The sequence below is a fragment of the Mycobacterium shottsii genome (genome assembly GCF_010728525.1).
GTDB lineage: Bacteria > Actinomycetota > Actinomycetes > Mycobacteriales > Mycobacteriaceae > Mycobacterium > Mycobacterium marinum.
This window is the reverse complement of record NZ_AP022572.1, coordinates 2,747,855-2,762,844: the sequence shown is the minus strand read 5'-3', so window position 1 is coordinate 2,762,844 and position 14,990 is coordinate 2,747,855. Positions and strand designations below refer to the sequence as shown.

Annotated in this window: 15 protein-coding genes and 1 pseudogene; 7 read left to right on the top strand and 9 right to left on the bottom strand. The window is 66.9% G+C overall.

The window, feature by feature from the left end; translation table 11 throughout:
• Positions 1-87: 87 nt before the first annotated feature.
• Genes G6N41_RS12945 through mmsB form a run of 3 tightly spaced genes read left to right on the top strand, consistent with a single transcriptional unit; the run spans position 88 to position 3,683 of the window.
• The gene (locus G6N41_RS12945; RefSeq protein WP_198967557.1) at positions 88-1,608 is read left to right on the top strand and encodes a CoA-acylating methylmalonate-semialdehyde dehydrogenase; all 1,521 of its coding nucleotides are present in this window, start codon (positions 88-90) and stop codon (positions 1,606-1,608) included.
• Positions 1,609-1,613: 5 nt separating this feature from the next.
• Positions 1,614-2,786: an acyl-CoA dehydrogenase family protein gene (locus G6N41_RS12940; protein ID WP_198967556.1), complete on the top strand. Its 1,173-nt coding sequence runs from the start codon at positions 1,614-1,616 to the stop codon at positions 2,784-2,786.
• 12 nt (positions 2,787-2,798) lie between these two features.
• Entirely contained in the window at positions 2,799-3,683 is an 885-nt protein-coding gene (gene mmsB / locus G6N41_RS12935) for a 3-hydroxyisobutyrate dehydrogenase (RefSeq protein ID WP_198967555.1), read from the top strand.
• A 12-nt stretch (positions 3,684-3,695) separates the two neighbouring features.
• Here mmsB and G6N41_RS12930 read toward each other — a convergent pair whose 3' ends face one another.
• The 7 genes from G6N41_RS12930 to secY all read right to left on the bottom strand — a co-directional run bounded on the left by G6N41_RS12930 (position 3,696) and on the right by secY (position 8,933).
• Entirely contained in the window at positions 3,696-4,241 is a 546-nt protein-coding gene (locus G6N41_RS12930) for a TIGR03086 family metal-binding protein (RefSeq protein ID WP_198967554.1), read from the bottom strand.
• Between the two features lie 23 nt (positions 4,242-4,264).
• Positions 4,265-4,765 (bottom strand): MarR family transcriptional regulator, encoded by a 501-nt coding sequence (locus G6N41_RS12925; RefSeq protein WP_020731968.1) that lies wholly within the window; start codon positions 4,763-4,765, stop codon positions 4,265-4,267.
• Between the two features lie 86 nt (positions 4,766-4,851).
• Positions 4,852-5,598, bottom strand: coding sequence for an anti-sigma factor family protein (locus tag G6N41_RS12920; RefSeq protein WP_012392968.1), 747 nt, complete (start codon positions 5,596-5,598; stop codon positions 4,852-4,854).
• A gap of 78 nt (positions 5,599-5,676) precedes the next feature.
• Entirely contained in the window at positions 5,677-6,210 is a 534-nt protein-coding gene (locus G6N41_RS12915) for a sigma-70 family RNA polymerase sigma factor (protein WP_198967553.1), read from the bottom strand.
• 52 nt (positions 6,211-6,262) lie between these two features.
• Positions 6,263-7,063, bottom strand: coding sequence for a type I methionyl aminopeptidase (gene map, locus G6N41_RS12910; protein ID WP_198967552.1), 801 nt, complete (start codon positions 7,061-7,063; stop codon positions 6,263-6,265).
• A 2-nt stretch (positions 7,064-7,065) separates the two neighbouring features.
• Positions 7,066-7,611 carry an adenylate kinase gene (locus tag G6N41_RS12905; RefSeq protein WP_011739092.1) on the bottom strand — a complete coding sequence of 182 codons (546 nt, stop codon included), beginning with the start codon at positions 7,609-7,611 and terminating at the stop codon, positions 7,066-7,068.
• Positions 7,608-8,933, bottom strand: a complete 1,326-nt coding sequence (gene secY / locus G6N41_RS12900) for a preprotein translocase subunit SecY (protein ID WP_198967551.1) — start codon at positions 8,931-8,933, stop codon at positions 7,608-7,610. Before secY ends, G6N41_RS12905 begins: the two co-directional genes overlap by 4 nt.
• 266 nt (positions 8,934-9,199) lie before the next feature.
• Here secY and G6N41_RS12895 point away from each other — a divergent pair, with 266 nt between their 5' ends.
• Both G6N41_RS12895 and G6N41_RS12890 read left to right on the top strand, forming a co-directional pair.
• Complete coding sequence (locus tag G6N41_RS12895; protein ID WP_020731965.1) at positions 9,200-10,150, top strand: SAM-dependent methyltransferase; 951 nt, start codon at positions 9,200-9,202, stop codon at positions 10,148-10,150.
• 16 nt (positions 10,151-10,166) lie between these two features.
• Positions 10,167-11,073 (top strand): annotated as a pseudogene (locus tag G6N41_RS12890) (class I SAM-dependent methyltransferase).
• A 55-nt stretch (positions 11,074-11,128) separates the two neighbouring features.
• Here the strand turns inward: G6N41_RS12890 and G6N41_RS12885 are convergent.
• Entirely contained in the window at positions 11,129-11,794 is a 666-nt protein-coding gene (locus G6N41_RS12885; protein WP_198967550.1) for a GNAT family N-acetyltransferase, read from the bottom strand.
• A gap of 147 nt (positions 11,795-11,941) precedes the next feature.
• On the bottom strand, positions 11,942-13,309 hold the full coding sequence (locus G6N41_RS12880; protein WP_198967549.1) for a xylulokinase: 1,368 nt from the start codon (positions 13,307-13,309) through the stop codon (positions 11,942-11,944).
• A 21-nt stretch (positions 13,310-13,330) separates the two neighbouring features.
• Here G6N41_RS12880 and G6N41_RS12875 point away from each other — a divergent pair, with 21 nt between their 5' ends.
• On the top strand, positions 13,331-14,320 hold the full coding sequence (locus G6N41_RS12875; protein WP_198967548.1) for an NAD(P)-dependent oxidoreductase: 990 nt from the start codon (positions 13,331-13,333) through the stop codon (positions 14,318-14,320).
• Positions 14,317-14,973 (top strand): L-fuculose-phosphate aldolase, encoded by a 657-nt coding sequence (locus G6N41_RS12870; protein WP_011739087.1) that lies wholly within the window; start codon positions 14,317-14,319, stop codon positions 14,971-14,973. Before G6N41_RS12875 ends, G6N41_RS12870 begins: the two co-directional genes overlap by 4 nt.
• Positions 14,974-14,990: the final 17 nt, after the last annotated feature.

Sequence of the window (14,990 nt, the reverse complement as noted above, 5' to 3'; positions counted from 1 at the left end):
AGAGTCCGTTGCGTACCACCGACGATATTTACTAGGATGTCCAAGTATCGGGTCTCCCCGCCGCACACGACCGTTATGGAACACGCTATGACCACACAAATTCCGCATTTCATCGATGGACGCCACACCCCCGGGCAATCCACCCGCACCGCCGATGTCCTCGACCCCAATACCGGCCAGGTCCAGGCGACGGTACCGATGGCCGCGCAGGCCGACATCGACGCCGCGGTCGCAGGCGCCGCCGAAGCGCAAATAGGTTGGGCCGCCTGGAATCCTCAGCGGCGGGCGCGGGTGTTGATGCGCTTCATCGAGTTGGTCAACCAGAACACCGACGAGTTGGCCGAGCTGCTATCACGCGAGCACGGCAAGACAGTGCCCGACGCCCGCGGTGACATCCAGCGGGGCATCGAGGTGATCGAGTTCTGTCTCGGCATCCCCCACCTGCTCAAGGGCGAGTACACGGAGGGCGCCGGCCCGGGCATTGACGTCTACTCGCTGCGGCAGCCGCTCGGCGTGGTCGCCGGCATCACCCCGTTCAACTTCCCCGCGATGATCCCGCTGTGGAAGGCCGGCCCCGCCCTGGCATGCGGAAACGCCTTTGTGCTCAAGCCCAGTGAGCGCGACCCGTCGGTTCCGTTGCGACTGGCCGAACTGTTCGTCGAGGCCGGCCTACCCCCCGGCGTCTTCCAGGTCGTCCACGGCGACAAGGAGGCCGTCGACGCCATCCTCAATCACCCCGAGATCAAGGCGGTCGGCTTCGTCGGCAGCTCCGACATTGCCCAGTACATCTACTCCGGGGCGGCGGCCACCGGCAAGCGTTCGCAGTGCTTCGGCGGCGCCAAGAACCACATGATCGTGATGCCCGACGCCGACCTCGACCAAGCCGTCGACGCGCTGATCGGCGCCGGATACGGCAGTGCGGGCGAACGCTGCATGGCGATCAGCGTCGCGGTGCCGGTGGGCGAGCAAACCGCGGATCGGCTGCGCGCCAAGCTGGTTGAACGCATCAACAACCTGCGAGTCGGGCACAGCCTGGACCCGAAAGCCGACTACGGCCCATTGGTCACCGAAGCCGCCCTCACGCGGGTGCGCGACTACATCGGCCAGGGCGTCGCCTCCGGCACCGAATTGGTCGTCGACGGCCGCGAGCGGGCCAGTGACGATCTGTCCTTCGGCGACGCGAACCTGGAAGGCGGCTACTTCATCGGGCCGACCCTGTTCGACCACGTCACCACCGACATGTCCATCTACACCGACGAGATCTTCGGACCGGTGCTGTGCATGGTCCGCGCCCACGACTACGAAGAGGCGCTGCGGTTGCCCTCCGAGCATGAGTACGGCAACGGCGTGGCGGTCTTCACCCGCGACGGCGACACCGCGCGCGACTTCGTGTCCCGGGTGCAGGTGGGCATGGTCGGGGTCAACGTCCCGATCCCGGTTCCGGTCGCCTACCACACCTTCGGCGGTTGGAAGCGTTCCGGATTCGGCGACCTCAACCAACACGGCCCGACGTCGATCCAGTTCTACACCAAGGTCAAGACCGTCACCTCCCGGTGGCCGTCGGGCATCAAAGATGGCGCCGAGTTCGTCATCCCCACGATGAAGTAGCCGCCATGTTTACCCTCAACGACGACGAGCGGGTGATCACCCAGACCGCCGCCGCCTTCGCCGATAAGCGGCTGGCCCCCTACGCGCTGGAATGGGATGGCACCAAGCACTTCCCGGTTGACGTGCTGCGCGAAGCCGCCGAACTAGGAATGGCGGCGATCTACTGCCGAGAAGACGTGGGCGGTAGCGGGCTGCGCCGGCTCGACGGGGTGCGCATCTTCGAACAGCTGGCCATCGCCGACCCGGTCACCGCCGCGTTTCTGTCCATCCACAACATGTGCGCCTGGATGATCGACAGCTTCGGCACCGACGAGCAACGCAAGGACTGGATTCCGCGGCTGGCCACGATGGACGCCATCGCCAGCTACTGCCTGACCGAGCCGGGTGCCGGCTCCGACGCCAGCGCGTTGAGCGCCCGGGCGGTGCGGCAGGGTTCGGACCCGGGGTCGGACTATGTGCTCGACGGCGTCAAGCAGTTCATCTCCGGTGCGGGCGCCTCGGACGTCTACGTGGTGATGGCGCGCACCGGAGCCGAGGGGCCGCGCGGCATCTCGGCGTTCATTGTCGATAAGGGCACGCCGGGGCTGAGTTTCGGGGCGCTCGAAGAGAAGATGGGCTGGCACGCACAGCCCACCGCGCAGGTGGTGCTCGAAGGAGTTCGGGTACCCGCCGACGCGATGCTGGGCGGCGTTGACGGAACGGGCGCCGGATTCGGCATCGCGATGAACGGCCTCAACGGTGGCCGGCTCAACATCGCGGCGTGTTCGCTCGGTGGCGCCCAGTCCGCCTTCGCCAAGGCGGGTGCCTACGTGCGCGAGCGCCAGGCGTTCGGCTCCAGCCTGCTCGACGAGCCCACCGTCCGGTTCACCCTGGCCGATATGGCCACCGGCCTGGAGGCGTCGCGAATGCTGTTGTGGCGGGCGGCAAACGCACTCGACGAGGACGACGCGGACAAGGTCGAGCTGTGCGCGATGGCGAAGCGTTTTGTCACCGACACCTGCTTCGACGTCGCCGACAAGGCTCTGCAACTGCACGGCGGCTACGGCTACTTGCGCGAGTACGGTCTGGAGAAGATCGTCCGTGATCTGCGCGTGCACCGGATCCTGGAGGGGACCAACGAGATCATGCGGGTGGTCGTCGGCCGGGCCGAGGCCGCACGGTTTCGCGCTAGCGCATAGGAAAGGGGCCTCATGACCAAGTCCTGCCAGATCGCGTTCTTGGGGCTCGGCCACATGGGTGCGCCGATGTCGGCAAATCTCATCGGCGCCGGCCACACCGTACGCGGGTTCGACCCGGTGCCCGCGGCCGCATCCGCCGCGGCCGCCAAGGGCGCGACGATGTTTGACAGCGCCGCCGAGGCGGTGGCCGGGGCCGACGTGATCATCACCATGCTGCCCAATGGCGCGGTGGTCAAGCGCTGCTACGCCGAGGTGCTGCCCGCGGCCCGATCGGGTGCGCTGTTCATCGACAGCTCAACGATTTCGTTCAACGATGCGCGCGAGGTACACGCCCTGGCCGAATCGCACGGCATGGCTCAACTCGATGCACCGGTCTCCGGTGGGGTCAAAGGCGCGGTGGCCGGAACACTGGCGTTCATGGTCGGTGGCGACCAGAGCGCGCTGGCGCAGGCGCAGCCGGTCCTGGAGCCGATGGCGGGCAAGATCATTCACTGCGGCGCGGCCGGCGCGGGACAGGCCGCCAAGGTATGCAACAACATGGTGCTGGCAGTGCAGCAGATCGCCATCGGTGAGGCGTTCGTCCTGGCCGAGAACCTCGGGCTGGATGCGCAGTCGCTGTTCGACGTCATCACCGGCGCGACCGGAAATTGCTGGGCCGTGCACACCAACTGCCCAGTCCCCGGCCCGGTGCCGACATCGCCGGCCAACAACGACTTCAAGCCGGGATTTGCCACCGCGCTGATGAACAAGGACCTCGGTCTGGCCATGGACGCGGTGACCTCGACCGGTTCGGCGGCACCGCTGGGCAGCCACGCCGCCGAGATCTACGCCAAGTTCGCCGCCGACCACGCCGACCAGGACTTCAGCGCGGTGATCGAGATGCTGCGCGGCAGCTAGTTCACCGCGGCGTCACTGCACCTTTCGGCCCAGGAATGCCGCCAGCTGATCGGCCGGTGACAGCTCCGCCGAGCAGGGCTGCTCCTCCCCAAAGGGCTTGCCCGGCCCACGGAACTGGGGTCCGACGAACGCGCGCACCGCGGCGAGCTGCTGGGTGGCCAAGTCGGGATCAAGATCGCTGGCCTGACCGGTTGCCACCGCCAGGTCCCAGGCATGGGTCAGCACATCGCTGGTGCGCATCCCGATGAAGACCTGTCCGGGGATCTCACCGAACGGCAGCTTGAACACCGTCGCCATCCCGTTTGGTGCGGCGAAGACCTGTTGGGCGGCGGCGGTGGCCCGGTGCGCCGCAACCATGTCGTCGGGCCGGGCGGCGGGCCTATCGGCGCCGCCCGACCATATCCCGACATGCTCGTTGCCGCCGATCACGTGCTCGATCAGATCGCTGACCGTCCATTCCGAGCACGGCGTCGCGGCCCCAAGCTGATCCGCGCTGACATTGGCAAGGACACTCCCGAACGCGTCCTGGGCACGCTGGTGAGCAGTTAGTGGATCCATCGTCCTGCCTCTCTGTGTTCTTCTCAGAAATCGCCGGCACTGCGCCGCAACGTTTCGATCGACGACACCAGTGCCTCCGACTCCCCGGTGGACATCCCGATGTTGGCGAACACGTGCTCATTGAGCGTGACGGTCGCATCCTCGACGGTGGAGCGCCCCAGATCGGTGATCTGCACCAGGGTGGTCCGGCCGTCGGTGGGATGGGGAACCCGCCGCACCAGCCCATCGGATTCCAGCCGGCGGATCGCGTGAGTAACGCTGGTGACGTGGACCTGCAACCGGTCGGAGGCCTTGGTGATCGGCAATGCGCCGGTGCGGCTGAACGCCAATAGCCGGAGCAGTTCGTAGCGGGAGAAACTCAGGTCATAGGGGCGCAGCGCGGCCTCGACTCGGGCCAGCAGAATCTGATGCGCGCGCATGACCGACGTCACCGCAACCATGCCCTGCGCCACGTCACCCCAACCGCCGGCTTCCCAGTTGGCCCGCGCCGCGGCGATCGGGTCACGTTTGTTGTCCGGGGCCACACCCTTTCTTACCGCACAATCCCCCGGGTCCGGTTATCGCTTGCGATATTGGCGCGAGCACCGCCGTCGGGCGCGGGTCGCCGGCCTCAGAGCGAACGCTGCAGCAGAACCTCGCCGCTATCGGCGGAGACCACCTGCACGGCCGCGATCTGGTCGACCGGCATCGAGATGCTGCCGGCGGGGGTGGCGGTGTGCCCCGGCTCGGCGACCCAGGTCGCCAGCCGGGTTTGGCTGCCGTCACGTCCGACCACGACCATGGCCAGCGTGTCATGGTGGGCATCCGGCGGCGCCAGGCAGACGCATCGCAGATTGATGAACGTCCCCCAGTGCATCCCGTCGACCGAAACCGTCGACTCCAGCAGGTGCGTCCCGACCTGAGCCATCGGCTGGGCGGACGCGGTTTGAACCGGCGCAGAAGCAGAATGGCCTACCACACCAACCAGCACACCGATCCCCAAAAACACCGCGGCCGCAGATGATGCCACCCAGATCGCCAACCGGGTACGGCGGCGGCGCCACCGCACCGTCGCCAGCAACGTCGGCAGCAGCTGCGACGACATCTGCGGTGAGCCCGATGTGGTCCCCGCCGCCACACCGGGCTCACCGATAGCCGCCACCTCGTCGGCGCCCAGCTGCGACAGCAGCGCCGGCACACCACAGAGTTCGGCCACGGCCGCGCGGCACGACGCGCAGCCGGCCAGGTGCGCCTCGAATTCGCGGCGGTCGGCCGCCGATAGCGACCCCAGCACGTAGGCAGCGTCCCACATCAAGTAGGGGTGCTCCCCCTCGGTGGGCGCGCCCAGTCCTGTGACTGGCGTCCTGATGTCATCCATTTCCGGTCACCCTCAAGCATTCCAAGCCAACAGCTGTGCGCATGGATCCCCCGAAAAACCCCGCTATGAGCACGGCCGTCATCGTGTAACTCCAAATTCCTGCAGAGTGAGCCGCAATGCCCGCACGGCATAGTGTAGGCGCGACTTCACCGTTCCTTCGGCGATCTCCAGGTCCTTCGCGATCTGTGCGGTGGTCCAGCCGCGGTAGTAGGACCGCTCGATGACCGCGCGATGCTCGCCGGAGAGCTGTGCCAGCGCGTCGGCGATCAGCAGCCGGTCCAGCGCGGCACCCACTTCGTCGGGCGTGGATTGCTCCGGCGCACCGTCCGCGTCGGTGGAGCTGACAACGTAGCGGTACCGCGCGCTGCGCCGGTCATCGATGATCATGTTGCGGGCCACCGTAAACAGCCATGCGCGTGCAGACCTCCCGCGCTCGTCGATGACTTCCGGATGCTGCCAGACGCGCAATAGCGTCTCCTGGACGATGTCGTCGGCATAGCTGGCATCGCTGGTCAGGCGCATTGCGTAGCGCCACAACACCGCCGCATGCTCGTCGTAGAGCGCCTGCATCAAGGCGGCTTCAGCCGCTCCACCGCCAGCAACGCGAGCCACTCGATCACCTCCCGCTTCTGACACGAGCCGAGTAGGTGTTTGGTTCAGCCGGCTAGCCGAGGGTCAGGATGCGTGGCCCGTTCTCGGTGACCGCCACCGTGTGTTCCCAGTGTGCAGCACGTGACCCGTCGGCGGTGATGACCGTCCATTGGTCATCGAGCACCACCGTCTTGCGGGTGCCCAGAGTCAACATGGGTTCGATGGCCAGCACCGAACCGGCGACCAACGTCGGCCCCCGCCCCGGGGCGCCCTCGTTAGGCAGAAACGGATCCATGTGCATCTCACGGCCGATGCCATGACCGCCGTATCCGTCGACGATTCCGAAGGAACGCTGGTAACGGGCCTCGGCGGCGCGGGTTTCCGTCTCGATGGCATGCGCGACGTCGGTCAACCGGTTGCCGATCACCATCGCCGCAATTCCGGCCTCCAGCGACTCCCTGGTCGCCTCCGATAGCGCTTCGTCGACGGGAATGAGCGTGCCGATCCCAAAGGTTATCGCCGCGTCGCCGTGCCAACCGTCCAGCACCGCGCCGCAGTCGATCGACACCAGGTCGCCCGGCCCGAGGATCTCGGTCGCCGACGGGATGCCGTGCACCACACGATCGTTGACCGAAGCGCAGATCGAGGCCGGATAGCCGTGATAACCCAGGAATGAGGGCGTGGCGCCAGCCTCCCGGATAACCGATTCCGCAATCTCGTCCAGCTGCAGGGTAGATACACCGGCCACCGCGGCCGAGCGGACGGCCTGGTGCGCGGCAGCCACGACGGCGCCCGCCGCAGCCATTGCATCCAACTCACCGGCGGTGCGCTGTGGCACCACTCTGCGACCCCGCAGCCGGGCCAGGGCCCACATGACTACTTCCCCAGTGCTTGCAGGGCGCGAGCGAAAACCTCATCCAGGGTGCCGATGGCGTCGACGGTTTTCACCTCGGTGTCGTAGAACTCCAGCAGCGGCGCGGTCTCGTCGCGGTAGACCTTCATCCGGTTGAGGATGACCTCGTCGGTGTCATCAGCGCGGCCACGGCCCTTCAGCCGCTGCAACAACTCGTCCTGCGATACCCGGAACTCGAGCACCGCGTCGATGTCGGTGTCGCGGCGCCGCAGCATTTCGTGCAGGGCCTTGGCCTGCTCGACCGAGCGGGGGTACCCGTCCAGGATGAAACCGGCAGCCGTGTCCGGCTGATCCAGCCGATCGTCGACGAGCTGGTTGGTCAGGTCGGAGGGCACCAGGTCACCGGCGTCCAGATACCGTTTGGCCTCGACGCCGAGTTTGGTGCCGTCCTGGATGTTTTTCCGGAACAGCTCGCCGGTGGAGATTTGCGGAATCCCAAGCTTCTCGGCCAGCTTCTGAGCCTGCGTACCCTTGCCCGCCCCAGGCGGCCCCAGTAAAACGACTCTCACTTGAGGAACCCTTCGTAGTTGCGCTGCATGAGCTGACTCTCGATTTGTTTGACCGTATCCAAACCGACACCGATCATGATCAGGACCGCGGTACCCCCGAAGGGTAGGTTCTGGACTCCCCCGCTGTTACCGATCTGGAGGAATAAGTTGGGCAGAACCGCGATCACACCAAGGTAAATCGACCCCGGCAAGGTGATCCGGCTCAGCACATAGCGCAGATAGTCGGCGGTCGGGCGCCCCGGGCGAATACCGGGGATGAAGCCGCCGAACTTCTTCATCTCGTCGGCACGCTCGTCGGGATTGAAGGTAATCGACACGTAGAAGTACGTGAAAAAGATGATCAGCCCGAAGTAGATCGCGATGTAACCGAGGTTGCTCGGGTCCGACAGGTAGGTACCGACAAACTTGTCCCACCAGCTGTGTCCGACACCGCCGCTGCCGCTGCGGACCAGCTGGGTGATCAGATGCGGGATGTAGATCAATGACGAGGCGAAGATCACCGGGATGACGCCGGCCTGGTTGACCTTGAGCGGCAGGTAGGTCGACGTTCCGCCGTACATCCGGCGGCCCACCATGCGCTTGGCGTATTGAACCGGGATCCGGCGCTGACCCTGTTCGACGAAGACCACCCCGACGATGATGATCAGCGTGGCCGCGCAGACCGCAGCGAAGATGACCCCGCCACGGCTCTCCATGATCTGGTTTCCCTCGGCGGGGATGCGGGCCGCGATGCCGACGAAGATCAACAGCGACATGCCGTTGCCGATGCCACGTTCGGTGATCAGCTCACCCATCCACATCACCAGGGCGGCGCCGGCGGTCATCACCATCACGATGACCACGAGGGTGAAGATGCTCTGGTCGGCGATGATCTCGAGCGAGCAGCCCTGCAGCAAGCCTCCGTTGGCAGCCAGCGCCACGATGCTGGTCGCCTGCAAGACCGCCAGCGCGATCGCCAGATAACGCGTGTACTGCGTCATCTTCGCCTGGCCCGACTGGCCTTCTTTGCGCAGCTCTTCGAACCGGGGAATGACGACCGTCAGCAGCTGCACGATAATGCTGGCGGTGATGTAGGGCATCACCCCGACCGCGAACACGGTGAGCTTGAGCAGCGCGCCGCCGGAGAACAGATTGATCAGCGAGTAGATCTGTCCGGCTTCGCCACTGCTGGCTTCCTTGATGCACTGCTGGACGTTGGGGAAATCAACGCCGGGCGACGGAAGCGCTGCACCGAGGCGGTACAGAACGACGATGCCCAGCATGAAAAGGATCTTCCGTCTCAAGTCGACTGTACGCAGCGATGAGATGAAAGCCGAAAGCACTCTTCCTCCTGCGCGGCCGAACTCTTGGTCCCGTAATGCCAACCGGGCTTGGTCTGGCCGGCATTTGCTAAATCGTGCGTTTACGCGCCCACACCCGCAGGCCAGGACGTACGGCGTCGCGCGTCAAACCGTGTACGAGACTAACAGCTGGTGCGGGCAGGTCTTTCCAGGGTGGCCGCGGCGGCGCAGAACCGCACAATGAAGCGTACAGTCTCGAATGGTAATTACATTGGCTAAGTATCAAGCGAGGGGCGGTGCAGACGAAGATGAGCAGCGCACGTTTCGACGGTGACACCTGGGATCTGGCCTCGAGCGTCGGGCTGACGGCCACCATGGTCGCGGCGGCACGGGCGGTGGCAGCCAGGGACCCCGAGGGGGCCGGTGCGGTAGCCACCGACCGCTTCGCCGAGCCGCTGGTGCGCGCGGTCGGTGTCGACTTCTTCACCCGGATGGCCACCGGCGAGTTGGATGCCGCCGAACTCGACGAGGAAACGGCAATCGGCATGCGCCACTTCGGCGCCGCGATGGCGATCCGCACCCGGTTCTTCGACGACTTCTTTCTCGACGCCACCGCGTCGGGCATTCGTCAGGCCGTCATCTTGGCTTCCGGCCTGGACTCGCGCGCGTACCGGCTGCCCTGGCCGGCGGGCACCACGTTGTTCGAAGTCGATCAGCCACAGGTGATCGACTTCAAGATCGCGACCCTGTCCGAGTTGGGGGCCCAGCCGACGGCAGATCGGCGCGCGGTGGCGGTCGACCTCCGTGAGGACTGGCCGGCGGCCCTGCGCCAGGCCGGGTTCGACCCCACCGAGCGCACCGCGTGGATCGCCGAGGGCCTGCTGGGTTACCTACCCGCCGAGGCGCAGGACCGACTGCTCGATCAGATCGCCGCCCAAAGCGCTGCGGGCAGCCGGTTTGCCACCGAGGGCCTCCCGGACGTCAACGACGTCAAACAGGAAGAACTGCGGCGACGGATGCAGCGCCAGAACGAGCGATGGAATCGGCATGGTTTCGATCTCGACATGGCGGCTCTGGTGTATTTCGACGACCGCACCGACGCGGGGACCTATCTGGCGGCCCAGGGCTGGCAGGTCACCAGCGCCAGTAACTCCGAGCTGTTCACTCAACACGGTTTGCAGCCGCTCAACGGCGATGACGCGCCGTTCGGCGAGGTGCTGTACCTCAGCGCGGTAAAAGACGCCACACCTGCGCCGTAAGGGAGGGACTACGCACATGACACGCACCGATCAAGACAGCTGGGATCTGGCATCCAGCGTCGGGGCCACCGCCACCATGGTCGCGGCCGCCCGCGCGCTGGCCAGCGCCGAGGCCAATCCCATCATCGACGACCCGTTCGCGGCACCGTTGGTGCGGGCAGTCGGCCTGGACTTCTTCACCCGCCTGGCCGAGGGCGAGATCGACCACGACGAACAGGCCCAGCGCGATCGCCAGCTGGTGGCCGATTCGATCGCCGTACGCACCCGGTTCTTCGACGACTTCTTCCTCGATGCGGCCCGCCGCGGGGTGCGCCAGTCGGTGATTCTGGCCGCCGGACTGGACGCGCGCCTACCGCTTGCCCTGGCCCAGCGGCAGCGTGGTCTACGAAGTCGATCAGCCCGATGTCATCGAGTTCAAAGACACCACCATGTCGGCGTTGGGCGCCGTCCCCACCGCAACGCGGCGAACCGTCCGGGTCGATTTGCGCGACGACTGGCCGGCAGCCTTGCGCCACAACGGATTCGACACGACGCAACCCACCGCATGGAGCGCCGAGGGATTGCTGATGTACCTGCCGCCCGACGCACAGGACCGGCTGTTCGATGCCATCTCCGGGCTGAGTGCCCCCGGGAGCCGGCTGGCCACCGAATACCATCCCGACCCTGGCTCAACCATGGCCGAACGCGCCCAGCAGTTCAACCAGCGCTGGGTCAGATTGGGATGCGACATCGACCTGTCGGGACTGTTCTACAAGGGCGAGCGCAGCAATGTCGTCGACTACCTGACCGAACACGGCTGGCACGTGGCCGCGCGGCCCCGCCAGGACCTGTTTACCGACTACGGCCGCGTTTTCCCGGACGCCGATACGTCGCAACTGCGCAGCATCGTCGCCGTCACCGCCACGTTCGGGGAGGCCGGCTAGACCGCACTGCCGGCGCTCCCCCGCACCCCGCCGGGTGCCGTGGGCCCGCCCCGGATCAGGCCGGGTTGGCAGCGGGTGCGCGCACGACCATCGGCACCGCCGGAAATGCCCATGCCATCTCGGACCGCGACTTGCGCAGCGCCGCGGTGCCGTAGCCCTTCTTGCGGTGCTCGGGGTGGATCCAGATGCGGACGTCGACCTCACCGTGGACCAGCTCGCCTAACACCATGCCGACCTTCTCCCCGGCATCGATGGCGACAAACCAGGCAGCTTCTTCATCATCGACGCGAGCCAACGCCGCCTTGATCTCATCGTCGATAGTGCCGGCCGGCCCCCCGGATCCGTCGCCCGCCGCGCCCATTTCCTCGGTCCGCGCGGCAAAGATGTCGCGGTCCTCGGCGGCGGAGAAGGGGCGCAGCTCCAAGCTCTCACCGGAACTGGCCGGACGTTCGGTCAACGTGAAGCTCAGTTGCTTGTTGAGGTCGTCGAGCTCGGCGATGATCTTCTTGCGCGCGTCCTGGGTGAGTTGCTCGAAGGACATGCTCATCACCGCCTCGGCGGCCAGGTGGGACGTACCCAGCAGTGTCACAATCGCCTCGACCGCAGCGGCCTTGTTCTCGGCTTCCACGATGGCGTCGGCAACCTCATGCCGACGTTCGAGTGCGGCGAGCAGGGCATCTGCGATTTCGCGACGGGCTGCGGTGTGGTCGTGGTCTGTCATGGCATAAGCGTAGAACGACGCCGTGGGAATTGCGCTACCCGCATACCCATCCGGCTGGCCCACCCGCGGCGCGACTCGCCCCGACCCCGGGGCCACCCCCGCACCGTCACCAACCACCTGGGCGGGCACTGGCTTTAACGGGCCGACTCAGGCCAGTGGTGATCCACTGAGCTCGAGAAATCGGCGATAGCGGTCCTTGGTGGGGCCCACCCAGTCGGGGCGCGGTTCCACGATGCGATCGGTGCGGGCCCAGCGATCGGCGTCGGCGATTGACGATTCCAGACCGGCCGCCATCCGCGCGAGGAAGGCCGCCCCCAGCGCGGCCCCCTCGGCCACGGCCGAGACGTGTACCGGCCGCCCGGTGACATCGGCGATGGCCTGCATCCAGGGCTGCACACACGTACCGCCACCGGATGCCACGATGCGCAACACCGGCGCTCCACTGGGCTCGACCAGATGCCGGACGACGAAGCCCGACGCCTCGTAGGCCGCCCGCCGCGCTGCCGCGGCGCCTTGCGTGAGGTCGAGCCCCTCGAGTCTCGCCCGCCGATCGGGATCGTGGAACGGTGTGCGCTCACCACGTATGTAGGGCAACCAGATCGGCACCCGCCGCGGATCGACCCGGTCCTGCTCGCCGTCGCGATCGGCGGGGCCGATAACGCGGTCGACCCAACTCAAGAACAGGCCCCCGGCGTTGCTGGCGCCGCCGATCTGACTTTTCCCGGGGGCGCTGTGGGGAATGGTCCACAGGCCCGGCACCTGACGGGACCAGGAGATGGTCGTCCACACGATCAGGGTGGTGCCGCAGAGCACCAGTACATCGCCGTGGTGGTCGGCTCCGGCCACGATCTGCTCGCACACCGCATCGATGCCGCCGGCCCCCAGCACCGCATCGGTGCCGTGTACCTGGCCGACCGCGGTGCCGAACGTCTCGACCCGCGGCATCCGATCGGCGCTGGCACCACAGTCCGCACACGCCTGGGGATTCCAGCCCGTCCCGTCGAACAGGGGAAGGCTGGTAATCGCGGTGGCGAAGTCGATCACCGGTTCGCCCGACATCGCGTAGTTGGCCACCGCCGCCGCGGGCCAGTATCCCGCCGCCTCCGGTGCTTGTGCGGCGGTCCAACGCAGAAACTGCGCGGCTTCGCCCACCGACGGCAGCGGTTGGGCGCGCTGGTTGGCTGCCCCGGGTACCCAGCCCCTGCTGTCGCCGTAGAGCAGTCCGGGCGTGATGGGGACGCCGCCGGAATCGACCGCGGTCATCGACGGCACCATCGCCGACACGGCCACCGCCCGTATGTCGGGCCCGGCCAGCCGCTCCAGCGCCGTCAGCGGGCCCCGCCGCCACGCCTGGTCGGCGTCGTGCTCGAGTTGGTCGGGCGCACCAACCCGCAACTGGTGTGGAATCCGCAGCCGAGCGGTCACGTTGCCATCGGCGTCGGCAACCACCGCTTTGACCGCGGTGGTGCCGATGTCGATGCCCGTTGTGGCGTCTTCACGTGACGCGGGCGCCACGGTACGCCAGCATGGACACCCGTGAGGTCTCGACCGCGCGCACTGGTGACGGCCCCGCTTCGCGGTTCCGGCTTGGACAAACTCCGGCAACTGGTGGACGTCGTCTATGACCCATGGATAAGCGAGCTCGAAGGGGGCCCGCTGCGCATCTACAGCGCCGAGCAACTGGCCGAGCGGATCACCAGCGAGTCTGTCGACATTGTTGTGGTGGAAGCTGATTCGGTCAGCGGAGCGGTGTTGCAGCTGGGTTTGCGCGCCATCTTCTCCACCCGCGGGGATCCAAACAACGTCGACATCGCCGGGGCCACCGCGGCCGGCATCCCGGTGCTCAACACGCCGGCCCGCAACGCCGATGCGGTCGCCGAGATGACGGTGGCACTGCTGCTGGCCAGCACCCGCCACCTGCTGACCGCGGACGCAGACGTCAGATCCGGCAATATCTTTCGTGACGGAACCATCCCCTATCAGCGATTCCGCGGCTGGGAAATCGCCGGGCGCACCGCCGGGCTGGTGGGCCTGGGGTCGGTAGGCCGTGCCACCGCGTGGCGGCTGACCGGCCTGGGCCTGCGGGTCATCGCGCACGATCCGTACTGCGCGGACGCGCGACACGGTCTGGAGGAGCTGCTGGCCGAGTCCGACATCGTCTCCCTGCATGCGCCGGTCACCGACGACACCGTCGGCATGATCGGCGCGCAACAATTCGCATCGATGCGCGACGGCGCCGTCTTCCTCAATACGGCGCGGGCCCAATTGCACGACACCGACGCTCTGGTGCAGGCGCTGCGCGCCGGCAAGGTCGCCGCCGCCGGCCTGGACCATTTCGTCGGCGAATGGCTGCCGACCGATCACCCACTGGCCAGCACGCCCAATGTCGTGCTGACTCCCCATATCGGCGGGGCCACCTGGAACACCGAGGCGCGACAGGCGCAGATGGTCGCCGACGGTCTGCAAGCATTGCTGTCCGGAACCAGACCCACCCATATCCTCAACCCGGAGGTGCTGGCCCGGTGAAATTCGTTGACAACGCCCAGGTCGCGGTGCTGGCGGCGGCCAAGGACATGCTGCGCCGCGGCCTGGTGGAAGGAACGGCCGGCAACATATCCGCGCGGTGCGCGGACGGCAACCTGGTGATAACGCCCTCCTCGGTCGACTATGCGGACATGACGCTGGACGACCTGGTGCAGGTCGACGCCGACGGCACGGTGCTGCATGCCAAAGCCGGGCGCGCGCCCTCAACCGAGATGCACCTGCACCTGGCGTGTTACCAGGCGTTCGACGACATCGGCAGCGTCATCCACAGCCACCCGGTATGGGCGACCATGTTCGCCATCGCGCACCAACCGATTCCGGCCTGCATCGACGAATTCGCGGTCTACTGCGGCGGAGACGTTCGCTGCGCCGAATACGCCGCATCCGGAACACCCGAGGTCGGCCGCAACGCGGTTGCGGCGTTGCAGGGCCGCGCCGCCGCGTTGATCGCCAACCACGGACTGGTGGCCGTCGGGCCCCGCCCCGACAAGGTGCTGCACGTCACGGCACTGGTTGAGCGCACCGCCCAAATCGTCTGGGGCGCCAGAGCTCTCGGCGGCCCGGTGCCCATTCCCGAAGACGTGAACCGTAACTTCGCCGGCGTGTACGCGTATCTGCGCGCCAATCCGATGTAGCCCGCCGTGGGGCACCG